Source organism: Actinomadura viridis, from assembly GCF_015751755.1.
GTDB lineage: Bacteria > Actinomycetota > Actinomycetes > Streptosporangiales > Streptosporangiaceae > Spirillospora > Spirillospora viridis.
The window spans coordinates 4,945,354-4,968,373 of sequence record NZ_JADOUA010000001.1; the positions used below are offsets into that span (position 1 = coordinate 4,945,354).

A 23,020-nucleotide genomic window follows, 5' to 3' on the forward strand; every position below is an offset into this window, starting at 1 on the left:
TCCATCCGCCGTACCGCCTCGCCGGTGCCCTTTCCGATCGCCCGCCGGGGAACTCACCGGTCCCGCACCGGCGCCTCCCGCGTGCGGGCCGCCGCGGCGGCGTGGCAGGCGCCGAGCCCCTCGGCACGGGTGATGATCCGGCCGGCCCGGACGCGGACGGCGACCTCGGTCGCGTCGGCGACCGCGGGCACCCCCGCCGCCGCGGCCACGGCTCCCCGCTCGTCGCACACCACCCGCAGCCGGGGCAGCGCCGCCGGCGGGAACGCCTGGTGCAGGCAGACGCACAGGTCGGCGATGGCCAGCCGGGCCAGCGGCGCCAGTTCGGCGGGGTCGGCGGTGACCATGACGACGGTGACCTCGGACCCCGGGGGTGCGGCGCGGACGGCGGCCTCCGCGCCCGAGAGCCGGTGCAGGCCGAGGATCGCGACGACGCCGTCGCCGGTGAGCGGTGCGGGGGCGCCGGTGATCAGGTCGGTGGCGGGCGGCGGTGACCACGGTTCGTCGGCGGGGTGGGCCGGGGGGACCAGCTGCGGCTGCGGCCAGCGGTCGCCCAGGTCGAGGCCGGTGAGCCGTTCGCAGGCGCCGACGATGTCGAACGGCTCGACGAAGCCGGGCGCGGCGGCGGCCATCTGGCTCGCGCCGTGCAGGGTGGTGAGCGCCGCCTCGGCCACCCGGATCATCCGGCCGCCGGGCCGCTCCCACGGCGGACCGGCCGCACCGGAGGAGGACGAGCCAGGGAAGGGCGAGCCGGGAAAGGACGAGCCTGGGAAGGACGGGCCGGGCGAGGACGGGCCGGGCGGGCGCAGCCGTTCGAGGGCGAGGCCGAGCAGGAGGGCGTCGAGCTTCATCAGCTGCGCGAACGGGCGGCGGGTCCGCTCGTCGGCCAGCACCTCGGGGAACAGGTCCATGCCGAGCCTGGCCTCGCCGTGCCGCCGGTCGGTGGCCAGGGGAAGCCGGGTCACCCAGGCGCGGGCGAACGCGCCGAGCGCCTCCCGGGCGGTGCGGGGCGGTTCCGCGGGCGGGGGCTTGGGCGTGCGCTCGGCGAGATCGGCGAGGACGGCGAAGTAGAGCGCGCGCTTGCCGGGGAAGTTGGAGTAGACCGCGCCGCGGGTGAGCTCCGCCCGGTCGGCGATGGCGTCGATCTTGGCATCGCGGAAGCCGCGCTCGGCGAACTCCTCCCGGGCGGCGGCCAGGATCCCGGCGCGGTTGAGCCGCTGCGTCTCCGCCCTGGTGAGCCGCCCCATCGTCCCTCTCGTCCCGCGTTGCCGTCAGCGCCGATCCAAGATACCGTCGGCATTCAAATGATGAGATCATATGTTTCGACCATCTGGAATGGGGCGAGGCCATGACCGCCGGCGGCACCGACGCACCGGGCGTTCCCGAGATCGACCTCGCCGACCCCGAGGTGATCCGCGACCCGTTCACCGCCTACGGCCGCGCCCGTGAGCGCTCCCCGCTGGCCCTGCTGCGGGCGCCGGGGTTCGGCACCATGTGGGCGGTGACGCGGCACGAGAACGCCCGGGAGATGCTGGGCGACCCGCGGTTCGCGCTCGGCTCCGGGAGCTACCTGCGGCCCGACGTCCCGGAGGACTGCCTGCCGTACATGCGGACCATGGGCGAGATGGACGGGCCCGAGCACACCCGGCTGCGCAGGCTCGTCTCCCCCGCGTTCACCCGCCGCCGCGCCGAGGGCTTCCGGCAGCGGATGGAACCGATCGTCGAGGGGCTGCTGGACGACCTGGAGGCCCGGGCCGGGGGCGGGAAGGTCGACCTCCTCGCGCACTTCGCCCGGCCCCTGCCGATCGAGGTGATCTGCGAGCTGGTCGGCATCCCCGCCGACGACCGGCCCCGGTGGCGCGAGTACGGGGCCACCGTCGCGGCGGGTTCGGGCCCCGACTTCGCCAAGGCGATCCCGGGCATCATGGACGGTGCCAAGGCGGCGGTCGCGCGCCGCCGCGAGGAGCCCGCCGACGATCTGGTCTCGGACCTGCTCCGCACCCAGGCCGAGGACGGGGACCGGCTCGGCGACGACGAGCTGGTCACGCTGATCTGGCACCTGGTCATCGCGGGGCAGACACCGGTCGGCCTCATCTCCAACGCGGTGGAGGCCCTGCTCGCCCGTCCGGACCAGCTGGCCGCGCTGCGCGGCGACGCCGGGCTCGTGCCCCGCGCGGTGGACGAGCTGACCCGCTGGTGCGGCCCGGCGCTGCTGTCGGTCCCCCGCTTCGCGCGGGAGGACGTCCGGATCGGGGGCGTGCCGGTCGGCGAGGGCGACGCCGTCACCGTCGCGATCGCCGCCGCCAACCGCGACCCCCGGGCGTTCACCGACCCGGACCGGCTCGACGTCCGCCGGGAGGCGGGCCCGGCGGGGCACCTGAGCTTCGGTCACGGGCCGCACTTCTGTCTCGGCGCCTCGCTGGCCCGCGCGCAGACCGAGGTCGCGCTCACCGCGCTGCTGCGCCGCTTCCCCGGCCTCGCGCCCGCCGCGGCGCCGGGCGAGGTCCTGCGGGCGCCCGACCCGGGCGCCTGGCGGCTGACGTCCCTGCCCGTGACCCTCTGACGCCCGCCTTCCCGATCACGCTTCCGACCCGCTGAGGAGATCCCCCGAGTGGCGCACAACGGTGCTCCCGGCGCCCCGTTCCTGTGCTCGTTCTGCGGAAAGAGCCAGGACCAGGTGCGCAGGCTCATCGCCGGCCCGCACGGCTACTGCATCTGCGACGAGTGCGTCGGGGTCTGCAACGAACTCGCCGCCGAGGACGACGACCCCGGCGCGGCCGGGGCGGGCGATCCGCCGAGGCCGCGGGAGATCCACCGGTTCCTCGACCGGTTCGTGGTCGGGCAGGAGGCGGCCAAGCGGACGCTGTCGGTGGCGGTCTACAACCACTACAAGCGCGTCCGGGCGAGAGGCCCGGTCTCCGGGCGGTCCGGCGACCGGGACGGCGGCGTGGAGCTGGGCAAGTCCAACGTCCTGCTCATCGGCCCGACCGGCTGCGGCAAGACCCTTCTCGCCCGTTCCCTCGCCCGGCTCCTGGACGTCCCGTTCGCCATCGTCGACGCCACCGCGCTCACCGAGGCCGGCTACGTCGGGGAGGACGTCGAGAACATCCTGCTCGCGCTGATCCGGGCCGCGGGCCACGACCTGCGGCGGGCCGAGACCGGCATCGTCTACATCGACGAGATCGACAAGATCGCCCGGAAGGGCGCGGGCCCGTCGACCACCCGGGACGTCTCCGGCGAGGGCGTCCAGCAGGCACTGCTCAAGATCCTTGAGGGCACGGTCGCCGGGGTGCCGGCCGAGGGCGGGCGCAAGCACCCGCACCAGGAGGTCCTGCGGATCGACACCACCGACGTGCTGTTCATCGCCGGCGGCGCGTTCGCCGGCCTGGAGGAGATCATCGGGCGCCGGGCCGGGGTCCGGGCCATCGGCTTCGGCACCCCGGCGCGCCCGGTGCCCGTTCCCCCGGCGGACGCCGATCCGCTCGCCGGCGTCATGCCCGCGGACCTGGTCGAGTACGGCATGATCGGCGAGCTGGTCGGCCGGCTGCCGGTGGTGTCGGCGGTCCGGCCCCTGGACCGCGACGCGCTGGTCCGCATCCTCACCGAGCCCCGCGACGCCCTGATCAGGCAGTACCAGCGGCTGCTGGAGCTGGACGGGGTCGAGCTGGAGTTCACGCCGGACGCCGTCGGCGCCATCGCCGAGCAGGCCCTGCTGCGCCGCACCGGCGCCCGGGCGGCCCGCGCGATCCTCGAGGAGCTCCTGCTCACGGTGATGTACGAGGTGCCGGGCCGGGAGGACGTGACGAGGGTCGTGATCGACCGTGCGGCCGTGCTCGGCAACGTCAACCCGACCCTGATCCCGCGCGGGCGTTCCGGCCTCGGGGAGGAGGCCCGCGAGGAGCCCCGCGAGGAGTCCGCCTGACACGTCCGCCTGAGGCGCCGTCCAGGGGAGTCGCCCCTCCCCCGGACGGCGCCCGGTCAGCGGAGCCCGGCGGGGCCGCCGTCCTCGAAGGGCCTGGTAGGGCCTGTCCTCGAAGTGGCCTCAGCCACAGCGCGAGCGCGTTGGCTGCCCGGTGGGGCGATGCCGGAGGCGAGCCTCACCGGGCAGATCGCGAAGCGATGCCGCGCTCGCCAAGGCCCGGTGAGGCGCGAGCCGCCAGGCGAGCGCCGTAGGCCGGGACTTAGAGACAGGGCCGGGTCCCGATGACGACGGTGGCGTGCAGTTCCTCGGACCCGGCCAGCATCGGGACGAGCCCGCCGCGGGCCACGGCCTCGACCGCCTGCGCCGCCTGGCGGCGGCTCGTCTCGAACAGCAGGCTGCCTCCGGGCACCAGCCAGCCCGTCGCGGCGGCCGTCACCCGGCGCAGCACGGCGAGGCCGTCCTCGCCTCCGTCGAGCGCCACCCGCGGCTCGTGCAGCCGGGCCTCGGCGGGCAGCAGGTCGACCTCGCCGGTGGGGACGTACGGCACGTTGGCGGCCAGGACGTCGACGCGGCCCCGCAGCCCGGCGGGCAGCGGCTCGAAGAGGTCGCCCTCGTAGACCCGGCCGCCGGCGGGGGCGAGGTTGCGGCGGGCGCACCGCACCGCGGTGGGGTCGATGTCGGCGGCGTGCACCTCGGCCCGGTCCAGGGACGCGGCCAGCGCGGCGCCCACCGCGCCCGAGCCGCAGCACAGGTCGACGACGACCGCGGGACCGGTCCGCGGGCCCCGCCCGGCGCCGGCCTCGCGCGTGAGGGCCACCGCCTCGCGGACGAGGAACTCGGTGCGCCGCCGGGGCACGAAGACCCCCGGTTCCACCGCCACCCGGAGCCCGCAGAACTCGGCCCAGCCGACGACCTGTTCGAGGGGGAGCCCGGCGACGCGCCGCTCGACCAGGGCGTCGAGATCGGCGGGCGTACGGGCCGCGCGGGCGAGCAGGAGCGCCTCGTCCTCGGCGAAGACGCAGCCGGCCGCGCGCAGCCGGGAGACGATGCCGGGCGGCGGGCCGGGCGAGGCGGAGCCCGGTGCCGAAGGCGAGGAAGGCGGCGCTGAGGAAGGCGTGGAGGAAAGCGATGAGGATTCGGACGGAATTTCCGGCATGGAAACCTTTCGGGAGGCCGTCGGGGTGCTCTCCCGCGGCCGCCTCTCCGGACGGCCGTCCTCTAAAGGACGGGGCGGCCGTAGGGGACGAGCACCCGACTCGATGATCTTGCGGTAACGGGTCTCACCTCCCCTGGACGTCCTGTGCGGAGCAGGGAAACAGTACCAGCGGGCGAACGGGCGGCGGGCGCCCGTCCGGACCGGGGCCTATTCGGACGCCGCAGGGCTTTCCTCGCCCCGCTGGAACGTCGAGTACAGCCACCACAGGGAGGGCAGCAGCAACAGCGCCCCCAAGGCCAGGGCGCCGAGGACGGAGGCCAGGACCGTGTCGGTCGCGGCGGCCTGCCGGAGGCTCACCCCGGGCAGCAGCTCGGGGTACTGGGCGAGGCCCCATCCCCACAGGAGCCCGACGACGGCCAGCGCCGCGGTCACGCGTACGGCCAGGTAGACGCGCCACCACAGCAGGGCCAGCGAGGCGACCCCGGCCACGACCGACAGGACGAGCAGGGGCAGGCCGCGTCCGGTGGTCAGCTCCGTGAACAACCGCGGGGCGTCGGCGTGCAGCACCACCAGGCCGCCCGCCGAAAGGACCCCGACCACGGCCCCGCCGATCAGTCCGCGGCGCCGGAACTGCTCGGCCAGTTCGGTCCGGCCGCCCCGTTCGGCGTCGCGGGTGAGGTAGACCGCCGCCAGGTACGCGGCGGTCCCGACGGCCAGGGCCCCGCTGATCAGCGAGGTCGGGTTGACCCAGCTGGTGACCAGGTCGCCCTTGGCGATGCCGGGCGGAACCCGGCCGGAGGCGATCGCGCCGGCCACCGTGCCGAGGAAGAAGGGGGTGACCAGCGAGGAGAAGGCGAAGGTGGCGCCGAACAGCCGCTGCTGCCACGGCTCGGTGCTGGCCTTGCGGAAGGCGAACGCGGCGCCCCGCGCGATGATGCCCATCGCGACGAGCGTCAGCGGGATGTAGAGGGTCGAGGCGATCGCGGCGAAGACCGAGGGCACCCCCGTCCAGGTGATCACCAGGACGAAGATCAGCCAGACGTGGTTGGTCTCCCACACCGGGCCGATCGAGTGCTCGACCAGCGAGCGCTGCGGCCGTCCCCGCTCGGCGCCCCCGGCCAGCAGGTCCCAGACTCCCCCGCCGAAGTCGGCGCCGCCGAACAGCACGTAGGCGGTCAGCCCGACCCACAGCACGGCCAGCAGGATCTCCTGCAGCGGCATGGGTCAGACCACCTTGTACTCGGTCACGTCGCGTTCCTGCGGGGCGATGGGAACGGGCGTCGCGCGGGCCAGCCGCCGCATCACGTACACGGTCGCCACCGTCAGGACCAGGTACACCACGCACAGCAGGACGAAGCCCCACACCAGTCCGGGCGCGGGGTTGACCGCCTCGGAGGTGCGCATCACCTGGTAGACGATCCACGGCTGGCGGCCGACCTCGGTCACGACCCAGCCGGCCTCCAGCGCGATCACGGCGGCCACGCCCGCGCACGCCGACGCGCGCAGGAACCACCGGGTCCGGGGCAGCTCCCGGCGGCGCCACCAGTACACGCCGAGCCAGATCCCCAGCGCGAGCAGCGCGAACCCGATCGCCACCATGATCTGGAACGCCCAGTGCACGATGTTCACCGGCGGCCGGTCCTGTTCGGGGACCTCGTTCAGCCCGGTCACCTCGGCGTTGGGGTCCCAGTGCGCGAGCAGCGACAGCCCGTAGGGGATGTCCAGGGAGTACCGCAGCTCCCCGTCGATGACGACTCCGCCCAGGTGCAGCGGGACGCCGCGTCCGGTTGGGTAGAGCCCTTCCATCGCGGCCAGCTTCACCTCCTGGTTGCTCGCCACGAAATGCGCCGCCCAGTCGCCCACGCCGATCTGCACCGGCGTGAGGACCGCCGCCACCGTGAACGGCAGCAGGAAGCCGACCTGGTGGTAGCGGTCCCGGCGCCCGCGCAGCATGGCCACGGCGTACACGCTCGCGACGAGGAACCCCGCCACCATGAACGCGGCGAGGATCATGTGCACGGTCTGCGGCGGGGTGGCGGGGTTGAACATCGCCCGCCAGGGCTCGACCGCCACGATCCGCCCGCCCTCGGCGGTGAAGCCGGTGGGCTGCTGCATCCACGCGTTGGCCGACACGATGAAGAACACGCTGGCCACGCCCGCGATCACGATCGGGACCCCCGAGAGCATGTGCGGCACGGGCGGCAGCCGGTCCCAGGCGTACAGGTAGATGCCCAGGAAGATGGCCTCGATGAAGAACGCGACCCCCTCCAGCGCGAACGGGAGCCCGATGACCTCGCCGTAGGTGCCCATCAGCCCCGGCCACAGCAGGCCCATCTCGAACGACAGGATGGTGCCCGACACCGCGCCGACCGCGAACAGCACCCCCATCGCCCGTGCCCAGCGCCGCGCCAGCAGCCGGTAGTGGTCGTCGCCGGTCCGGTGCCCGCGCCATTCGGCCAGCAGGGTGAGCGCGGGCATGGCCACGCCCAGGCACGCCAGCACGATGTGCCAGCCCAGCGACAGCGCCATCTGGGTGCGCGCGGCCAGCAGGTCGGCCTCGGTCGCGGCGGCCGCCACCGGGCCGCTCACCGGCCCGCCCCCGCCGGCATCGCCATGTCGTCCTCCTCGCCGGGGCCGATCCGGTGATCGGCCGCATCCACTTTCCAGCGAGCATGACACGTTCCGTGATCGGACGGTCACAGGCTCAGCGTGGCGGCGTGCCGCCCCCCTCGTCCCCGGTCCCGGCCTTGCCGAGGCTTGGAGGGCCCCCCGGCGCCTCCTGGCCCTTCGCCGCCTCCCGGGCGAGGCGGGCGTGCGCCCCCTTACGGGGCAGGAGCAGCGCGGGCACGATCATCAGCGAGGTCAGGGCGAGCGCGACCCAGAAGGTGTGGCCGAAGGCGTCCGCCAGCTGCGGGGCGACCCGCTCGCGGATCTGCTCGGGGACGGGGCCGGCCCGTCCTCCGCCCGCCGGGCCGTGGACCTGCGGCAGGCGCTGGGCGATCTGGCGGGACAGGACGACGGCGAACAGCGCGGCGCCGAACGAGCCGCCGAGCTGCAGGAGGATGTTCAGGGTGCTGGTCGCCCTCGGCACCGCCGCCGCGCGCAGCGTGGTGAGGGCGGAGGACATGGTCGGCATCATCGTGCAGCCCAGCCCCAGCCCCCGGACGAACAGCGCGCCGCACAGCGCGAGCTGGGAGGTGTCCGCCCCGGCCCGCGCGAACGGGAGGGTGCCGAGCACCAGCAGGACGATGCCGAGCGGGACGACGCGCCCGGCCCCGAACCTGTCGGTGACCACTCCGCCCACCGGCATCGCCGCCGCCGCGCCGAGGCCCTGCGCGACCAGCAGCAGGCCCGCCGTCAGCGCCCCCTCGCCACGGGCGACCTGGAAGTAGAGGGGAAGCAGCAGCAGGGAGCCCAGGAGCGCGGTGCCGTACAGGAAGGCCCCCGCCGACGCGGCGGCGTAGGTGCGGTCGGCGAACAGCCGCACGTCGATCAGGGCTCCGGGCCCGCGCCTGATCCCGTGCGCCACGAACAGCGCCACCAGCGTCCCGCCGGCGGCCAGCCACGCGATGGTCGCCGGGGCGCCGAAGCCGGCCGGGCCGCTCGCCGTGGACAGCCCGTAGATCAGCAGGACGAAGCCGGGCGGCAGCAGGGCCAGGCCGCGCAGGTCGAGCCCGGCGGCGGCGCGGGAGGGTCGCCCGGCCGGGACGCGCCACCAGGCCAGGGCGAGCGCCAGGAGGCCCACCGGCACGTTGACGAGGAAGATCCAGCGCCAGCCGGCGTCCTCGACCAGCCAGCCGCCGAGGACCGGCCCGAGCACCGGGCCCAGCAGCATCGGCACACCGACGATGCTCATGACCCGGCCCATCCGCCGGGGCCCGGCGGCCATGGTCAGGATGGCCATCCCGGTCGGCATGAGCATGCCGCCGCCCAGCCCCTGCACCACCCGGAAGAGGATCAGGCTCCCGGCGTTCCAGGCCGTGCCGCAGAGCGCCGAGCCCAGCACGAAGAGCAGGATCGAGGTCGTCCACACCCGGCGCCCGCCGAACCGGTCGACGGCCCAGCCGGTGAGCGGGATGACCGTGCCCATGGCGAGCAGGTAGCCGGTGACGGCCCACTGGATCGTGGAGAGCCCGGCGGAGAGGTCGCGGCCCAGCGTCTCCAGGGCCACGTTGACGATCGTGGTGTCCAGGATCGCCATGATCGTGCCCGACACGATGACCAGGCCGAGCACGATGATCTGCCGGTCCAGCCCGGCCGGCGCGGCGTCGGCGGGCGCGTTCGGGCCGGCGGGCGGGGATGACGGGGTTTCGGACATGGGCGGCCCCCTCGGCCTTGTCCCTGGGGGTGGCGCCGCCCGGCCCTACGGCGCACGGTCCCCGAATGTATTGAAGTTCAATATGTTTGCAGTGCACCACGAAATATGTTGGAATTCAAGGTATGCAGCGGGACCGGCATCCTTCCGGCACTCCGGCCGGCGACCCCGACGGCGATGTCGAGACGATGATCCGGCTCATGACCGCCGCGGCGCGCGCCTTCAAGGAGGCCGGCGGTTGGGGCGAGGAGGGCCTGGTCGAGGTGGTACGGGCCTCCGGGCTCGGCCGCCGGCACGTTCCCGTCCTGCTCGTCCTGGTGGTGAACGGGCCGCTGCCGGTGGGGATGATCGCCCGCCATCTGGCGCTGAGTCCCGCCACGGTGAGCCAGCTGGCCGGGGAGCTGGAGCGCGCCGGCTTCGTCCTGCGCCGCCCTGACGAGGCCGACCGGCGCCGGGTGATCGTGAGCCTGCACGACTCGCACCGCGCGCTGGTGGAGCGCTTCGCCCGCGCCCGGCTGGAGCCCGTGCGCATGACGCTCGCCGCGCTCTCCGATGTGGAACGGGCCCACTTCCTGCACGGCTGGCGCGTGCTGGTCGAGATGCAGCGGCGTTTCGCGGCCACGGCGGGGGCGGAAGGGACGGAAGGTGCGGAGGGGGCGGAGGGAGAGGGCGGATCGTCGGGCACCATGGAGAGGTGACCCGGCTCGCGATGGACGGCCCCGGCGGCCCGCCGAAGGATCTCCCGGACGTGACGGCCCGCCCGTGGCGGACGCTGGCGGACCTGATCGGCGACGGTGACGTGGTGGTGCTCAGCGGGGCCGGGCTCTCCACCGAGTCCGGCATCCCTGATTACCGCGGCGAAACCGGGCGCAGTCGGCGGGCCACCCCGATGACGTACCAGGCGTTCACCGGCAGCGCCGCCGCCCGCCGCCGGTACTGGGCGCGCAGCCACCTCGGATGGCGGCACGTCGCCCGCGCCGCCCCCAACGCCGGCCACCGCGCGGTGGCCGAGCTCCAGCGCCGCGGCCTGGTCGCCGGGATCATCACCCAGAACGTCGACGGGCTGCACCAGGCCGCCGGCGCCGGCGGGGTGATCGAGCTGCACGGCAACCTCGACCGCGTCCGCTGCCTGGACTGCGGCCGGCGCAGCCCGCGCGCGGACCTGGACGAGCGCCTCCACGACGCGAATCCGGGCTGGCACGCGCACACCGAGACCATCAACCCCGACGGCGACGCGCCGCTGCCCGACGACCGGGTGGAGGGGTTCCGCGTCGTCGGCTGCCGCGACTGCGGCGGGATCCTCAAGCCCGATGTGGTGTTCTTCGGGGAGAACGTCCCGCGGCGGCGCGTCGAGGAGTGCTTCGCGCTGACGGGGCGGGCCGGAACGCTGCTGGTGCTGGGGTCCTCGCTGGCCGTGATGTCCGGCTACCGGTTCGTCCGGCACGCCGCCGGGCTCTCCGTGCCCGTGGCGATCATCAACCGGGGGCCGACCCGGGGCGACGCCGACGCCCTGGTGACCCTCGACGCCCCGCTCGGCACGGCGCTCACCGCCCTCGTCGACGGCCTCGCCGGGCACCCGTGATGTCGGCGCCCGATCCGGGAAGGACGGGGGTATGGCCGAACGGATCACCTATCACAGGGTCTACGAGGAGACCGGCCCGCGGGAGGGCAGGCGGGTTCTGGTCGACCGGGTCTGGCCGCGCGGTATGCGCAAGGAGGACGCGCACCTCGACGAGTGGCTGCGGGACATCGCGCCCTCGACCGAGCTGCGCCGCTGGTACGGCCACGACCCCGACCGGTTCGACGAGTTCCGCCGCCGCTACCTCGCCGAACTCGGCGACCCCGGGCACGCCGGGGCCGCCGAGCGCCTGCGCGAGATGGCCGCGCACGAGAGGCTGGCGCTCCTGACCGCGACCAGGGACCTGGACCACAGCCAGGCCGCCGTCCTCGCCGAGTGGCTGACCCGGGGCGGCCGCGCCTGACCGCCCCGGGCCGCCGGACGGTCAGGGCCGGATCTCGCGCAGCTCTCCGGTCTCGAGGTCGTGGACGAAGCCGCGCACGGACTGCTTGTGCGGGAGGAAGGGGCTCGCGAGGATCCGCCTGATCGACTGCCGGACGTCGCCGTCGAGGTCGGAGAAGGATTCGGACGCCCATTCGGGCTTGATCCCGGTGTGCTCCAGGATCCCCGCGCGGAACTCGTCGTCGGTGAAGGTCAGCATGCCGCAGTCGGTGTGGTGGATCAGGACGATCTCGCGGGTGCCCAGCAACCGCTGGCTGATCGCCAGGGACCGGATCTCGTCCGGGGTCACCACGCCCCCGGCGTTGCGGATGATGTGCGCGTCGCCCGGGGACAGGCCCAGCAGCCGGGAGGGGTCGACCCGGCCGTCCATGCAGGTCAGGACAGCGAGACGGCGCGCCGGCGGTAACGACCGGACGCCCTCGTCGTAGCCGGCGGCGTACCGCCGGGCGTGCTCCAGAAGTTCGTTCGTGACGGACATCTTACGATTCCTTACCGAGAGTGAATGTCGATACGGATCGTAGGAAGCGCCGGCTGGAGCGTCAACGCGGAGCGGCACCGGATTGACCTTGCCGTAACGTCAACGTTTCTAATGAGGGCATGCGAATCGGGGAGCTAGCCGCGATGGTCGGGGTGTCCACCCGGACCGTGCGCCATTACCACCACCTGGGCCTGCTGCCCGAGCCCGAGCGGCGGGCCAACGGATACCGCGAGTACCGGGTACGTGACGCGGTCACCCTGGCCCGGGTGCGGAGGCTGGCCGAGGTGGGCCTGTCGCTGGACGAGATCCGCGACGTGCTGGCCGACGACCGGGGCCGGGAACTGCGCGAGGTCCTGCTGGAGCTGGACGCCGACCTGGCCCGTGAGCAGGAGGCGATCGCCGCGCGGCGGGAGCGGCTGGCCGGCCTGCTGGCGGAGGCCGACCTGGACGCCGACTCCACGGTCTCGCCGGCCGTGGCGGAGGCGCTGCGCGCCGTCCCCGCCGGCGACTCGGCCTTCGCCGCGTTCGACCGCGACATGCTGAGCCTGCTCGACAACGGCGGCGATCCCGCCGCCCTGGCCGAGGTCACCGCCCTGTTCGGCCCGCTCACCGAGCCCGCGGCGGTCGCCCGCAGCCGGGAGCTCTACGCCCGGCTCGACGCGATCACCGGCGTGCGTCCCGGTGATCCCCGCGTGGCGGCCCTGGCCGCCGATCTCGCCGACCACATCCCGCCGGAGATGGCGGAGGTGATGGTGCGGAGCCTGGACTCGCCCGACCCCGGCCCGGCGGGCTCCCCCCAGGGCTCGGACTGGCTGGAGATGCTCTTCGGGGAGCTGCCCCCGGCCCAGCGCGAGGTCTTCCGGCTGATGATCGCCACGTTGAGGGAGAGAACCTGATGCTGCGCCTCGCCCGTGCCGCGCTGTTCGCCGTGATCCCGGCCGAACTGGTCCTGGCCGTGCTGCTGCTGTCGGGGGTCGCGCTGCCCGTCCCCCTGATCGTGACCGCCGAGGCCGCCGTGCTGGCGGTGCTGACGCTGGAGACCGCCACCCTTCTCCGCCTGTTCCGCGCCGCGCGCCGGGACGGCGCGGACCGCCGGGCGGCGCTGCGGGAGGCCGTCCGCTGGCTGGTGCCCGAGAAGGTACGGCGGCTCACCGGGTTCGAGGCGCGGGGCATGGCCAGCCTCTACCTGTGGGCGGCACGCCGCAGGCACGGCGTGCCACCGGGCGCCACCGCCGTCGGGTACTCCCGCGAGGAGAGGTCCACGGCGCTGCTGTGGCTGTTCGCGATGGCCGTCGAGACGGCCGGGGTGGACATCCTGCTGCGTGGCATCGGCGCGCCGGCGGAGCTGCGCTACGCCGTCCTCGTGATCGACCTGTACGGGCTCCTGATCGGGCTGGCGGTCCATGCGGCCGCCGTCACCCGCCCCCACGTCGTCTCCGCCGGAGAGCTGCGTGTCCGCTACGCCGGTTTCTTCGACGCGCGGATCCCCCGGGACCGGATCGCCGCCGTACGGGCCGCCCGCAACTACAACGAACAGGGCGTGATCACCGTGGAGGACGGGCGGCTGGCGGTGGCGGTGGCCTCGCAGACCAACATCGTGGTGGAGCTGACCGAGCCGGTCGCCATCGTCCGGCCCCTCGGCCGCCGCGCCGAGGTCACCGCGATCCGCTTCTTCGCCGACGAGCCGGAGGCCGCCCTCCAGGCCCTGCGAACGGTCGGGGCCACCGAGCCGGTGGCCCTGGAGTCCTGAACCGCCCGCGCCGTCCCGGCGGCGTAGGGTGCCGGGCATGAACGACCTTCCACCCGAGCCCGAGCCCGGGGCCGAGGCCGCGCCGGTCCCCGCCGACCATCCGGACAGGCTGCGGTGGAACGCCAAGTACGAGGGCGGCGCGGCGCCGTCGTTCCGCCCCCACCCGCTGGCCGTACGGGCGCTGTCGGAGCCGCCGCCGCGGGGGCCGGTCCTCGATCTGGCGTGCGGCCCGTCGGGCGGCGCGCTGCTGGCCGCCTCGGAGGGGCGCCGGGTGACGGCGGTGGACGTCTCGGAGACCGCGCTCGGCCTGCTCGGCGAGGAGGCCCGCCGCCGCGGCCTCGGCGAACTGATCACCCTGGTCCACGCCGACCTGGCGGCGTGGACCCCGCCGCCCCGCTCGTTCGCGCTCGTGCTGTGCACCGGCTTCTGGGACGCGCGGGTGTTCGGGCCGGCGGCGGACGCCGTTCTCCCCGGCGGGCTGCTGGCCTGGGAGGCGTTCACCCTGGACGCCCGCCGCGTACGGCCGGGGCTGCCCGCCGAATGGTGCCTGCCCGCGGGTGCGCCCGCATCCCTGCTCGGCGGCGCGTTCACCGTCCTCGACCAGCGGGACGTCCCCGACACGCGGCACGGCACGAAGCGGCGGATGCTCGCCCGGCGCGACGCCGGGGGATAATCGGGTGATGCGCTCCTACCTTCACACGCCGGCGCCCGGCACCGCGCGCGCCGCGGACGACGGGAGGCGATGATGGCCCGCACCGTCGCGACCAACCGGACCGTCGAGCTGCCCGGGCTGCTGGAGTTCGTCCGGCCCCGGCACCGCGCCCTCCTGCTCACCTCCCGCGCCGGTGGGCGGCCCCAGGGCTCCCCGGTGACCTGCGGCGTCGACGACGCGGGACGGGTGGTGATCTCCACCTACCCGGAACGCGCCAAGGTCCGCAACGTCCGGCGCGACCCCAGGGTCAGCGTCATCGTCCTCTCCGACGAGTGGAACGGGCCGTGGGTGCAGATCGACGGCCGCGCCGAGGTGATCGACGCGCCCGAGTCGGTGGAGCCGCTGGTCGAGTACTTCCGCAACATCTCCGGCGAGCACCCCGACTGGGACGAGTACCGCGCCGCGATGCTCGAGCAGGGCAAGTCGCTGATCCGGGTCACGCCCGAGAGCTGGGGCCCCATCGCCACCGGCGGCTTCCCGGCCCGCCTGGCCGACTAGGCGTCACCGGCTAGGCCAGGGCGGGGGCGGAGCCGGCGGCGCCCGTCCCGCAGCGGAAGGTGCGCCGGTAGGCGATCGGCGGGACACCGAGTGCGGCGTTGAAATGCTGCCGCAGCGAGGCGCCGGTCCCGAACCCCGCGCGCGCCGCGATCTGGTCCACCGTCAGCTCGCTGGTCTCCAGCAGGTGCCGGGCCAGTTCCACGCGCTGCCTGATCACCCAAGCGCCGGGGCTCATCCCCACCTCCTCCTGGAAGCGGCGGCAGAACGTCCGGACGCTGAGCCCCGCGTGGGCCGCCAGATGCGCCAGCGGCAGCGGAGCGTCCAGCCGTTCCAGCGCCCAGGCGCGGGTGGGGCCCGTCGTGGCGGCCGACGGCTCCGGCACGGGACGTTCGATGTACTGGGTCTGCCCGCCCTCGCGCCAGGGCGGGACGACGCAGGCGCGGGCGACCTGGTTGGCCAGGGCGCTGCCGTGGTCGGCCCGCACCAGGTGCAGGCACAGGTCCACTCCCGCGGCGGCGCCGGCCGAGGTGAGCACCCCGCCGTCGTCCACGAACAGCACGTCCGGGTCCACCTTCACCCGCGGGAAGAGCCGCTGGAAGTGCTCGGCCTGGGCCCAGTGGGTGGTCGCCGTCCGGCCGTCCAGCAGCCCCGCCGCCGCGAGCACGTAGGCGGCGGTGCAGATCGAGACCAGGCGGGTCCCCGGCCGTACGAGGGCGAGGGCCTCGGCGAGCGGCGCGGGCAGGACGCCCTCGGTGTAGACGGGGCCGGGCGGCAGGCCCTCGCCTCCGGACGCGGAGACGATCAGGGTGTCCGCGGTGGCGATCACGCTCGCGTCGTGCTCGACCACGATCGTGTAACCGTCCCGGGTCCGCGTCGGCCGGCCGTCCAGGGTGCAGGTGAGCACCTCGTACAGGCGTTCCCGGCCGTCTCCGCGGGCCGCGCCGAAGATCCGGGCGGGGATGCTCAGCTCGAACGGGATGGCGTTCTCCAAGGCCAGGACCACCACGCGATGCATGGCAAGATCCTTCCATATCTTGGCCATCCTGCCGGTTCTCCTCCGGCGCCGGTCCGAGCAGGCTGGATCCCGGCCTCCCCTGAGCGAGAGAAGGAGAACGGTGATGCGGGCGATCGGGCAGGACGTCCTCGGCGGCGTCGAGGTGCTCAAGGAGATCGAGCTGGGGCGTCCCGAGCCGGGGCCGACCGAGGTGCTGGTCCGGGTGCACGCCGCGGGCGTCAACCCGACCGACTGGAAGCACCGGGCGCTGGGCATCTACCTCACGCCGCCGTTCGTCCTCGGCTGGGACGTGTCCGGCGTGGTCGAGGCCACCGGTGTCGGCGTGACCCTGTACAAGCCGGGCGATCCGGTGTTCGGGATGCTGACGTACCCGCAGGGCGCGGGCGCCTACGCCGAGTACGTGACCGCCTCGTCCCGCCATTTCGTGCGCAAGCCGGACAACATCGACCACGTGCAGGCGGCGGCGCTGCCGCTGGCCGGGCTCACCGCCTGGCAGGCCCTCGTGGACACCGCGGACCTGCGGGCCGGGCAGCGCGTGCTGATCCACGCCGCCGCGGGCGGGGTGGGCCACCTGGCGGTGCAGATCGCCAAGGCCCGCGGCGCGTACGTGATCGGCACCGCCAGCGCGCCCAAGCACGCGCTGCTGCGCGGCCTGGGGGCCGACGAGCTCGTCGACTACCGGACGGCCGACTTCGCCGAGACCGTCCGGGACGTCGACGTGGTTCTCGACACGATCGGCGGGGAGTACGGGCCCCGCTCGGTGCGGACGCTGTGTCCCGGCGGCGTCATCGTGAGCCTCACCCCGCGCGATTCCAGGGTCGCCGGCACGCCCGACGTGCGGAGCGAGATCATGCTGGTCGAGCCCGACCACGCCGGCATGAAGGAGATCGCGGCGCTGGCCGCGTCCGGGCGGCTGCGCGCCGAACTCGACACCGTGCTGCCCCTGGAGCAGGCCGGCCGGGCCCACGAGCGGGGCGAGACCGGCCGCACCACCGGCAAGATCGTCCTCACCGTCGTCTCGTAGAACAAGCGTGCGCCGGGCGGCCGGGCGATCAGGCTCGCGGGCGCCAGGGAGAGTCCGGCTCGGTGGGCCGTGCGGCGGCGGCCACCCGCAGCCCGTAGGCGGGCACGTCGCCGTACGGCGGGGGGACGGTGCCGAGGTACTCGTGGCCGGTCATGTGGCACCACGCCGCCAGGTCCAGCGGCGCCGCCGGGTCGGCGGCGATCAGGTGCACGACCGTCCCGGCGGGCAGCTCGGCCAGCCGGCCGCGCAGCTCCAGCAGCAGCCGGACGCAGGAGCGGTCCCCGCCGTCGATGACGACCGGCCCGCCGGGCGGCGTCCCCTCGCCGGCCATACGCACCGCCTCCCTGCCTCGCCCGTGGCGCACGATCATAGGCCAGCGGACGGGCGGAACGTCCCGGAAACGGGTGGACGGGAACCGCGGAAAACGGTTGGCGGCGGGCCGCGCGGGCGCTAGAGTACTTCCCGCTCCTTTCGAGGTAGGCGCCGCAACCTGCGCTGAGGGTCGAAACGAACCGGGGTCCACCGGGGCGAGATCCGGAGTCTGCCACCTCCCGCTCATCTCGCCCGCCCATTCCGCCGCCCTGTGAAAGCCGAGGTCGCCTTCCCATGGCCGTTGCTTCCGGCATGCCCTCCGACGATCCCGAGATCCGTTCCGAACGCGCGTACCTGGCGGCGGCCCGTGCCGCCCTGCGGCGCATGCACCGCGACGTCGTCTCCACCGAGACCCAGCTGACCGCCGCCGCGGAGGACAACGACAACTACGCCGAGCGTTTCTACCAGCGCCTCGCCCGGGAGAAGCGGGCCCTCGCGCTGACCGACCTGCCCGACGTCCCGTTGTTCTTCGGCCGGCTCGACCTCGATCCCGGCACCGTCCACCCGCTCGATCCCGGGAACGCCGCCCGATCGGACGCCCGGGACCGTGCGCCGGAGGCCGAGCGCGTCTACATCGGACGGCGGCACGTCCACGACGGCGCCGGCGAGCCGCTGGTGATCGACTGGCGCGCCCCCGTCTCCACCGCCTTCTACCGCGCCACCCGCGACGACCGGCGGGGCGTGCGGCTGCGGCGCCGCTACGGGTTCTCCGGCGCGGCCGAGCTCACCGCCTACGAGGACGAGCCGCTGACCGGGGACGGGGCCGGGGACGCCGGCGCGGCCGACGCCTTCCTCGCCGCCGAGATCGAGCGTCCCCGCTCCGGGCCGATGCGCGACATCGTCGCCACCATCCAGCCCGAGCAGGACGACCTCGTCCGCGCGCCGCTGGAGCGGACCGTGTGCGTCCAGGGCGCGCCGGGCACCGGCAAGACCGCCGTCGGCCTGCACCGCGTCGCCTACCTGCTCTACACCGAACGCGACCGGCTCGGCAGGACCGGCGTCGCCGTCGTCGGGCCCAACCGCTCGTTCCTGGCCTACATCCGGCGGGTGCTGCCCGCGCTGGGCGAGGTCGACGTCACCCAGACCACCGTCGCCGAGCTGCTGGGCCGGGCGCCCGGCGGGCACCGCGAGGACGACCCGGTGGCCCGGCTCAAGGGCGACGGCCGGATGGCGGCGGTGCTGCACCGGGCCCTGTGGCTGCACGTCACCCGGCCCACCGAGGGGCTGGTGTACACCAAGGGCTCCTACCGGCACCGCGTTCCCGACCATGAGGTCAGCGAGATCGTGGCGGCCCTGCGCGGCACCATGCGATACGGCCCGGGGCGGACCGCCGCCGCCAAGCGGATCGCGCACGCGGTCCTGGTCCAGATGGAACGGCGCGGCGAGTCGCCCGACGACCGCACCCACGGCGCGGTCGCCCGGTCGCAGCCGGTCCGGCGGCTCCTGGACCGGGTGTGGCCCAAGGTCACCCCCGAGCAGGTGCTGTTCAGGCTGCTGTCGGACGCCGGTTTCCTCGCCAGGGCGGCCCGGAGCGACCTCACGTCCGAGGAGCAGGCCCTGCTGCTGTGGCCGAAGCCCGCCCGTTCCTGGCGTTCGGCGCGGTGGTCGGCCTCCGACGCCGCCCTTCTGGACGAGCTGGCCGACCTCATCGAGCGCACGCCCTCGATCGGCCACGTCGTGCTGGACGAGGCGCAGGATCTCAGCCCCATGCAGTGCCGCGCCGTCGGACGGCGCTGCGCCACCGGGTCGATGACCGTGCTGGGCGACATCGCGCAGGCCACCGGTCCGGGTGCGGTCGGCGAGTGGCCGGAGCTGCTGCGCCATCTCGGCAAGCCGGAGGCCCGGCTGGAGGTCCTCGACCGCGGTTACCGCGTCCCGGCCCAGATCATCGACTACGCCGCGCGGCTGCTCCCCGAGATCGCCCCGGGCCTCGGCGCGCCGGTCTCCGCCCGCCGCTCCCCCGGCGCGCTGCGCGTCACCGAGCTGCCGCCGGACGGCCTGCCCGGCGCGGTCGTCCGGACCTGCCGGGAGTGCCTGGAGGGCGAGGGATCGGTCGGCGTCATCGCGGCCGACGCCGGCATCGCCGCGATCCACGAGCGGCTCCTCGCCGGGGGGCTGGCGGCGCGGTCGCTGGACGAGGACGAGAACGCCCTGGAAGAGGCCCGGCTCGTGTGCGTCCCCGCGTCGCTCGCCAAGGGCCTGGAGTTCGACACGGTCGTCCTGGTCGAGCCGGCCCGGATCGTGGCGGCCGAGACGCGCGGCCTGCACCGCCTCTACGTCGCGCTCACCCGGGCGGTCAGCTCCCTGCACGTCCTGCACGCCGAGCCGCTGCCCACGGCGCTGGCCGCGGGTCCCTGACGGTCAGTCCTCGTCTCCCTTGCGGCCCCGCTTCCAGTAGCCCGAGAAGTAGATGTCGCCTCGCGGGACCCCGCGCTCGCCGACCAGGTGGCGGCGGAGCCCCCGGATGACGCCGGCCTCCCCCGCGATCCAGGCGTAGGGGGTGCCGGAGGGCAGGTCGGCCGCGGGAAGCGCGGTGGCCAGGGACTCGCCCCGGTCCCGGTGCAGCCAGGTCAGCCGGACGCCGTCCGGCACGGCGAGGTCCTGCTCCTCGGCCGCCGAGCCGACCTCGACCAGGACGCGCGCCCGCCGCGGGCCGGCCCGGCCGGGCATCGACTCGACGACGGCGCCGATGGCGGGCAGCGCCGTCTCGTCCCCGGCCAGCAGCACCCAGTCGGCCGCGGGCGGCGGGGCGTACTCGGCGCGCGGCCCCCACAGTCCCACCTCGTCGCCGGGCGCCGCCCGGCTCGCCCACCGGGAGCCGGGGCCGCCGTCGCCGTGCAGGACGAAGTCGATGTCGACCTCGCCGAGGGCGGGGCGGTGCCTGCGGACGGTGTAGGTCCGGAAGAACGCCCGTACCGGCGTGGTCCGCCACTTCTCCCACCAGTCGTCGCCGGTCGGGTAGACCGGGCGGGGCTCGCCCGGCAGCGGGAAGAAGACCTTGACCCGGTGGTCGAGGCCGGCTCCGGGGAAGCCGTCCAGCCCGCCCAGGGTGACGCGGCGCATGTGCGGGGTGAGCGGCTCGGCGCGGACCACCCGGGCCGCGTAGTGGCCGTAGCTCATCGCGGGCTCATCCCGCGCGCTCGGCCAGGCTCCTGGGCCGCAGGTCGGTCCAGTGGACGCGGACGTACTCCAGGCACCGCTCGCGCTCCTCGGGGCCCAGCACGGCGGTCCAGCCGGCGGGGACGTCGGCGAACTCGGGCCACAGGGAGTGCTGGCCCTCGTCGTTGACCAGCACGAGGAAGCGGCCGTCGGCGTCGCCGAACGGGTTGGTCATGCTCATGTCAGGCCTCCTGGGCGACCCGGGCTCCGCGCCCGGCGATGGAACGGACGATCTCTCCGGTGCGGACCGCGGTCATCGACAGCAGCGACGAGGCGATCCCGTGCGAGTGCTCGGTGGCCCCCTGCAGGTAGACCGCCCAGGCGCAGGCGGGGTCGGTGGCGATCCGGTAGTCGCGCTCGACGGCCAGGCGGCCCTCCGGGGTCGTCCGGCAGTGCTCGCCGGCCTCGCCGAGCAGGTCGAGGGGGTTGCGCTCCCGGTAGCCGGTGGCGCAGACCAGGACGTCGGCGTCCAGAACGGTCACCTCGCCGGTGGGCAGGAAGCACACCTCCAGGCGCACGGCGCCGGCGCCGGCGCGCACGTCCAGGACGCGCGAGACGTTGAGGATGCGCAGCCGTTCGTCCCCGGCGACCTTCTCGGCGTAGGCGCGCCGGTACAGCTCGTCGATGAGGTCGAGGTCGACCACCGAGTAGTTGGTGTTGCGCGAGTAGTCGAACAGCATCCGCTTCACGTCGGCGGGCGCCTGGAAGTAGTGGTCGACGGCTTGCGGGTCGAAGATGCGGTTGGCGAAGGAGCTGTCGTCGGCGGGCGAGTAGCCGTAGCGGGTGAAGACCGCGCAGATCTCCGTACGCGGGTACTCGCGGTGCAGGTGCTCGACGGCCTCGGCCGCGCTCTGCCCGGCGCCGAGCACCACCATCCGCCGCGGGTCGGTGTCCAGTGCCTCCAGCCGGGTGAGGAGGTCGTCGGTGTGCCAGATGCGTTCGCCCTGCCGCAGGCCGTCCGGCAGGACCGGTTCGAGCCCGGCGCCGATGACCAGGTTGCGGGTCAGGCAGGTGTGCAGCTCGTCGTCGCGGCGCACCACGACCTCCAGGGTCGCGGCGTCGTGCGGGCGGACCGCGACGACCTCCGACCCGTACCGCACCATGCCGGCGAACGAGGCGGCCACCCATTCCAGGTAGTCGTGGAACTCCAGCCGCGTCGGGAACATCGTCTTGTGGTTGATGAAGTCGACCAGGCGGTCCTTGGCGTGCAGGTAGGACACGAAGGAGTAGCGGCTGGTCGGGTTGCGCAGGGTCACCAGGTCCTTGAGGAAGTTGACCTGCATGGTGGCCCCGTCGATGAGCATGCCGCGGTGCCATCCGAAGGCAGGCTGTTTCTCGAAGAAGACCGCGTCCACGGCGGACCCGTGCTCCTCCTCCAACGCCACCGCCAGTGCCAGGTTGGAGGGTCCGAAACCAATGCCCACAACGTCATGGACGGGTGTCGCCATGTGCGCCTCTCACGTAGAGCTCGAACGTGCCGGAAATGTGCGGTGCGTCCCCCCGCGGCCCGCGCCTCGGTGCCGCGGGGGGACGGGTCGGGTCAGCCGGACTTCACGGCCTTCGCGGCTTGGGCGACCTTGGGGACGACCTGGTCGACCACGTACGGGGCGGCCAGGGCGGTGGGGGTGCGCAGCGGCCAGAACGCCTTGAGGTCCAGGGGCACGTACGAGCCGCGCTTCACCACGGCGAGCCCGGCGAACAGCCTGCCGCCCTCGATCTTCCTCTGCGTGGCGGGGTCGTCGTTGTAGTGGCTGAGCAGCACGTCGACGTCCAGCGTGGACACCTTCTCCATGCTCAGCTCGGCGGCGAAGCCCTGGCCGGGCAGCGTGGCGAGCGTGTCGGGCAGCTTCATCCCGAACTGCTCGAGCAGCTTGACGCTGATGTCGTCCTTGGACTTCATCACGGCGATGTTCCCGGACGGCATGACGCTGGTGAGGGCGAAGCCCTTGCCGGCCAGCTCGGGATGGGCGCTCCTGACCCCGGCGATCTTCGCCTCGACGTCGGCGACCAGCCTCTCGCCCTCGGCCTTGCGGCCCACGGCCTGCGCGACCTGGGCGGTGATGGACTGCCAGGAGTCCTCGGCGGGCCCGGTCCGGTACGCGAGAGTGGGGGCGAGCTTGGACAGCTTGGCGTACTCCTTGTCGATGGTGTAGTCGCCGCCGGCCAGGATGAGGTCGGGCCGCAGCGTCGCGATCTCCTCCAGGTCGAAGCCCGCCTCCCCCGCCTTCAGCAGCTTGGGCCGGGCACCGGTGACCTTGGGGGCCGACCAGGGGGCGAGCCCGTCGGCCTGCACGCCGGTCAGCTCGGTCATCCCGACCGGCTGGACGCCCAGGGCGAGCAGGGCGTCCTGGTCGACCTCGCCGAGCGCCACGACGCGCCGGGGCGGCGCCTTGATCGTGGTGGTGCCGAGCTTGTGCGTCAGCGTGACCGGGAACGCGCCCCCGGCGGCGCCGCCTCCGGAGGGGGCCGCGGGTTCGTCGTCGCCGCCGCAGGCCGTGAGCAGGCCGAGGCTCATGATCAGAGCGCCGGTGGCGGCCAGTCGGCGCATCGTGGTGCGCATGGGGGTCGGGGTCCTTCCTGACGGTGTTCCGGGGGTGAGCGG

At 74.4% G+C, this 23,020-nt stretch carries 23 protein-coding genes; 11 read left to right on the top strand and 12 right to left on the bottom strand.

Going from position 1 to position 23,020, the window contains the following annotated elements; translation table 11 throughout:
• Positions 1–53: 53 nt before the first annotated feature.
• On the bottom strand, positions 54–1,244 hold the full coding sequence (locus IW256_RS22860; RefSeq protein WP_197012922.1) for a TetR/AcrR family transcriptional regulator: 1,191 nt from the start codon (positions 1,242–1,244) through the stop codon (positions 54–56).
• Positions 1,245–1,345: 101 nt separating this feature from the next.
• On the opposite strand from IW256_RS22860, the gene IW256_RS22865 reads away from it, so the two are divergent.
• Together IW256_RS22865 and clpX are read left to right on the top strand one after the other, a co-directional pair.
• Positions 1,346–2,560, top strand: a complete 1,215-nt coding sequence (locus tag IW256_RS22865; RefSeq protein ID WP_197012923.1) for a cytochrome P450 family protein — start codon at positions 1,346–1,348, stop codon at positions 2,558–2,560.
• Between the two features lie 48 nt (positions 2,561–2,608).
• Positions 2,609–3,919 carry an ATP-dependent Clp protease ATP-binding subunit ClpX gene (clpX, locus tag IW256_RS22870; RefSeq protein ID WP_197012924.1) on the top strand — a complete coding sequence of 437 codons (1,311 nt, stop codon included), beginning with the start codon at positions 2,609–2,611 and terminating at the stop codon, positions 3,917–3,919.
• A gap of 259 nt (positions 3,920–4,178) precedes the next feature.
• Here clpX and IW256_RS22875 read toward each other — a convergent pair whose 3' ends face one another.
• The 4 genes from IW256_RS22875 to IW256_RS22890 form a co-directional block, all read right to left on the bottom strand.
• Positions 4,179–5,075 carry a putative protein N(5)-glutamine methyltransferase gene (locus IW256_RS22875; protein WP_197012925.1) on the bottom strand — a complete coding sequence of 299 codons (897 nt, stop codon included), beginning with the start codon at positions 5,073–5,075 and terminating at the stop codon, positions 4,179–4,181.
• A gap of 207 nt (positions 5,076–5,282) precedes the next feature.
• Positions 5,283–6,296, bottom strand: coding sequence for a cytochrome d ubiquinol oxidase subunit II (locus IW256_RS22880; protein WP_197012926.1), 1,014 nt, complete (start codon positions 6,294–6,296; stop codon positions 5,283–5,285).
• 3 nt (positions 6,297–6,299) lie between these two features.
• Complete coding sequence (locus IW256_RS22885; RefSeq protein WP_307829008.1) at positions 6,300–7,664, bottom strand: cytochrome ubiquinol oxidase subunit I; 1,365 nt, start codon at positions 7,662–7,664, stop codon at positions 6,300–6,302.
• 115 nt (positions 7,665–7,779) lie between these two features.
• Positions 7,780–9,393 (bottom strand): MDR family MFS transporter, encoded by a 1,614-nt coding sequence (locus tag IW256_RS22890; protein WP_197012927.1) that lies wholly within the window; start codon positions 9,391–9,393, stop codon positions 7,780–7,782.
• A gap of 122 nt (positions 9,394–9,515) precedes the next feature.
• Between IW256_RS22890 and IW256_RS22895 the strand changes: the two genes are divergently transcribed.
• From IW256_RS22895 to IW256_RS22905, 3 genes are read left to right on the top strand one after another with little or no spacing between them, the layout of a single operon-like run.
• Positions 9,516–10,088, top strand: coding sequence for a MarR family winged helix-turn-helix transcriptional regulator (locus IW256_RS22895; protein ID WP_197012928.1), 573 nt, complete (start codon positions 9,516–9,518; stop codon positions 10,086–10,088).
• An 11-nt stretch (positions 10,089–10,099) separates the two neighbouring features.
• A complete protein-coding gene (locus IW256_RS22900; RefSeq protein ID WP_197016488.1) occupies positions 10,100–10,972 on the top strand; it encodes an NAD-dependent protein deacetylase in 873 nt (290 codons plus the stop codon).
• Positions 10,973–11,003: 31 nt separating this feature from the next.
• Positions 11,004–11,372 (top strand): DUF488 domain-containing protein, encoded by a 369-nt coding sequence (locus tag IW256_RS22905; RefSeq protein WP_197012929.1) that lies wholly within the window; start codon positions 11,004–11,006, stop codon positions 11,370–11,372.
• A gap of 21 nt (positions 11,373–11,393) precedes the next feature.
• Here the strand turns inward: IW256_RS22905 and IW256_RS22910 are convergent, their stop codons facing one another.
• A complete protein-coding gene (locus IW256_RS22910) occupies positions 11,394–11,888 on the bottom strand; it encodes a beta-class carbonic anhydrase (RefSeq protein ID WP_197012930.1) in 495 nt (164 codons plus the stop codon).
• Positions 11,889–12,007: 119 nt separating this feature from the next.
• Between IW256_RS22910 and IW256_RS22915 the strand changes: the two genes are divergently transcribed.
• From IW256_RS22915 to IW256_RS22930, 4 genes are all read left to right on the top strand, one after another.
• Positions 12,008–12,784, top strand: a complete 777-nt coding sequence (locus IW256_RS22915; protein WP_197012931.1) for a MerR family transcriptional regulator — start codon at positions 12,008–12,010, stop codon at positions 12,782–12,784.
• Positions 12,784–13,638 (top strand): hypothetical protein, encoded by an 855-nt coding sequence (locus IW256_RS22920; RefSeq protein ID WP_197012932.1) that lies wholly within the window; start codon positions 12,784–12,786, stop codon positions 13,636–13,638. Before IW256_RS22915 ends, IW256_RS22920 begins: the two co-directional genes overlap by 1 nt.
• Before the next feature lie 37 nt (positions 13,639–13,675).
• The gene (locus IW256_RS22925) at positions 13,676–14,311 is read left to right on the top strand and encodes a class I SAM-dependent DNA methyltransferase (protein WP_197012933.1); all 636 of its coding nucleotides are present in this window, start codon (positions 13,676–13,678) and stop codon (positions 14,309–14,311) included.
• A 72-nt stretch (positions 14,312–14,383) separates the two neighbouring features.
• Positions 14,384–14,848, top strand: coding sequence for a PPOX class F420-dependent oxidoreductase (locus IW256_RS22930; protein WP_197012934.1), 465 nt, complete (start codon positions 14,384–14,386; stop codon positions 14,846–14,848).
• A gap of 10 nt (positions 14,849–14,858) precedes the next feature.
• On the opposite strand, the gene IW256_RS22935 is transcribed toward IW256_RS22930, so the two are convergent.
• Complete coding sequence (locus tag IW256_RS22935; protein ID WP_197012935.1) at positions 14,859–15,863, bottom strand: GlxA family transcriptional regulator; 1,005 nt, start codon at positions 15,861–15,863, stop codon at positions 14,859–14,861.
• A 103-nt stretch (positions 15,864–15,966) separates the two neighbouring features.
• Between IW256_RS22935 and IW256_RS22940 the strand changes: the two genes are divergently transcribed.
• Positions 15,967–16,887 carry an NADP-dependent oxidoreductase gene (locus tag IW256_RS22940; protein WP_197012936.1) on the top strand — a complete coding sequence of 307 codons (921 nt, stop codon included), beginning with the start codon at positions 15,967–15,969 and terminating at the stop codon, positions 16,885–16,887.
• A gap of 28 nt (positions 16,888–16,915) precedes the next feature.
• Here the strand turns inward: IW256_RS22940 and IW256_RS22945 are convergent, their stop codons facing one another.
• Positions 16,916–17,218 carry a sulfurtransferase TusA family protein gene (locus IW256_RS22945; RefSeq protein ID WP_197012937.1) on the bottom strand — a complete coding sequence of 101 codons (303 nt, stop codon included), beginning with the start codon at positions 17,216–17,218 and terminating at the stop codon, positions 16,916–16,918.
• A 275-nt stretch (positions 17,219–17,493) separates the two neighbouring features.
• Between IW256_RS22945 and IW256_RS22950 the strand changes: the two genes are divergently transcribed.
• On the top strand, positions 17,494–19,617 hold the full coding sequence (locus IW256_RS22950) for a HelD family protein (RefSeq protein WP_197012938.1): 2,124 nt from the start codon (positions 17,494–17,496) through the stop codon (positions 19,615–19,617).
• 3 nt (positions 19,618–19,620) lie between these two features.
• On the opposite strand, the gene IW256_RS22955 is transcribed toward IW256_RS22950, so the two are convergent.
• From IW256_RS22955 to IW256_RS22970, 4 genes are all read right to left on the bottom strand, one after another.
• The gene (locus IW256_RS22955; RefSeq protein WP_197012939.1) at positions 19,621–20,379 is read right to left on the bottom strand and encodes a siderophore-interacting protein; all 759 of its coding nucleotides are present in this window, start codon (positions 20,377–20,379) and stop codon (positions 19,621–19,623) included.
• A gap of 7 nt (positions 20,380–20,386) precedes the next feature.
• Positions 20,387–20,593 (bottom strand): MbtH family protein, encoded by a 207-nt coding sequence (locus IW256_RS22960; protein ID WP_197016489.1) that lies wholly within the window; start codon positions 20,591–20,593, stop codon positions 20,387–20,389.
• Between the two features lie 7 nt (positions 20,594–20,600).
• Complete coding sequence (locus tag IW256_RS22965) at positions 20,601–21,866, bottom strand: lysine N(6)-hydroxylase/L-ornithine N(5)-oxygenase family protein (protein ID WP_197012940.1); 1,266 nt, start codon at positions 21,864–21,866, stop codon at positions 20,601–20,603.
• A 92-nt stretch (positions 21,867–21,958) separates the two neighbouring features.
• Positions 21,959–22,978, bottom strand: a complete 1,020-nt coding sequence (locus tag IW256_RS22970) for an iron-siderophore ABC transporter substrate-binding protein (protein WP_197012941.1) — start codon at positions 22,976–22,978, stop codon at positions 21,959–21,961.
• Between the last annotated feature and the right edge of the window lie 42 nt (positions 22,979–23,020).

What these genes read in the sequence shown, in the direction of transcription:
- IW256_RS22860 (WP_197012922.1), bottom strand. Translation starts at nt 1,244, where the DNA reads ATGGGGCGGCTCACCAGGGCGGAGACGCAGCGGCTCAACCGCGCCGGG.
- IW256_RS22865 (WP_197012923.1), top strand. Translation starts at nt 1,346, where the DNA reads ATGACCGCCGGCGGCACCGACGCACCGGGCGTTCCCGAGATCGACCTC.
- IW256_RS22875 (WP_197012925.1), bottom strand. Translation starts at nt 5,075, where the DNA reads ATGCCGGAAATTCCGTCCGAATCCTCATCGCTTTCCTCCACGCCTTCC.
- IW256_RS22880 (WP_197012926.1), bottom strand. Translation starts at nt 6,296, where the DNA reads ATGCCGCTGCAGGAGATCCTGCTGGCCGTGCTGTGGGTCGGGCTGACC.
- IW256_RS22890 (WP_197012927.1), bottom strand. Translation starts at nt 9,393, where the DNA reads ATGTCCGAAACCCCGTCATCCCCGCCCGCCGGCCCGAACGCGCCCGCC.
- IW256_RS22895 (WP_197012928.1), top strand. Translation starts at nt 9,516, where the DNA reads ATGCAGCGGGACCGGCATCCTTCCGGCACTCCGGCCGGCGACCCCGAC.
- IW256_RS22900 (WP_197016488.1), top strand. Translation starts at nt 10,100, where the DNA reads ATGGACGGCCCCGGCGGCCCGCCGAAGGATCTCCCGGACGTGACGGCC.
- IW256_RS22905 (WP_197012929.1), top strand. Translation starts at nt 11,004, where the DNA reads ATGGCCGAACGGATCACCTATCACAGGGTCTACGAGGAGACCGGCCCG.
- IW256_RS22910 (WP_197012930.1), bottom strand. Translation starts at nt 11,888, where the DNA reads ATGTCCGTCACGAACGAACTTCTGGAGCACGCCCGGCGGTACGCCGCC.
- IW256_RS22915 (WP_197012931.1), top strand. Translation starts at nt 12,008, where the DNA reads ATGCGAATCGGGGAGCTAGCCGCGATGGTCGGGGTGTCCACCCGGACC.
- IW256_RS22920 (WP_197012932.1), top strand. Translation starts at nt 12,784, where the DNA reads ATGCTGCGCCTCGCCCGTGCCGCGCTGTTCGCCGTGATCCCGGCCGAA.
- IW256_RS22925 (WP_197012933.1), top strand. Translation starts at nt 13,676, where the DNA reads ATGAACGACCTTCCACCCGAGCCCGAGCCCGGGGCCGAGGCCGCGCCG.
- IW256_RS22930 (WP_197012934.1), top strand. Translation starts at nt 14,384, where the DNA reads ATGGCCCGCACCGTCGCGACCAACCGGACCGTCGAGCTGCCCGGGCTG.
- IW256_RS22935 (WP_197012935.1), bottom strand. Translation starts at nt 15,863, where the DNA reads ATGCATCGCGTGGTGGTCCTGGCCTTGGAGAACGCCATCCCGTTCGAG.
- IW256_RS22940 (WP_197012936.1), top strand. Translation starts at nt 15,967, where the DNA reads ATGCGGGCGATCGGGCAGGACGTCCTCGGCGGCGTCGAGGTGCTCAAG.
- IW256_RS22945 (WP_197012937.1), bottom strand. Translation starts at nt 17,218, where the DNA reads ATGGCCGGCGAGGGGACGCCGCCCGGCGGGCCGGTCGTCATCGACGGC.
- IW256_RS22950 (WP_197012938.1), top strand. Translation starts at nt 17,494, where the DNA reads ATGGCCGTTGCTTCCGGCATGCCCTCCGACGATCCCGAGATCCGTTCC.
- IW256_RS22955 (WP_197012939.1), bottom strand. Translation starts at nt 20,379, where the DNA reads ATGAGCTACGGCCACTACGCGGCCCGGGTGGTCCGCGCCGAGCCGCTC.
- IW256_RS22960 (WP_197016489.1), bottom strand. Translation starts at nt 20,593, where the DNA reads ATGACCAACCCGTTCGGCGACGCCGACGGCCGCTTCCTCGTGCTGGTC.
- IW256_RS22965 (WP_197012940.1), bottom strand. Translation starts at nt 21,866, where the DNA reads ATGGCGACACCCGTCCATGACGTTGTGGGCATTGGTTTCGGACCCTCC.
- IW256_RS22970 (WP_197012941.1), bottom strand. Translation starts at nt 22,978, where the DNA reads ATGCGCACCACGATGCGCCGACTGGCCGCCACCGGCGCTCTGATCATG.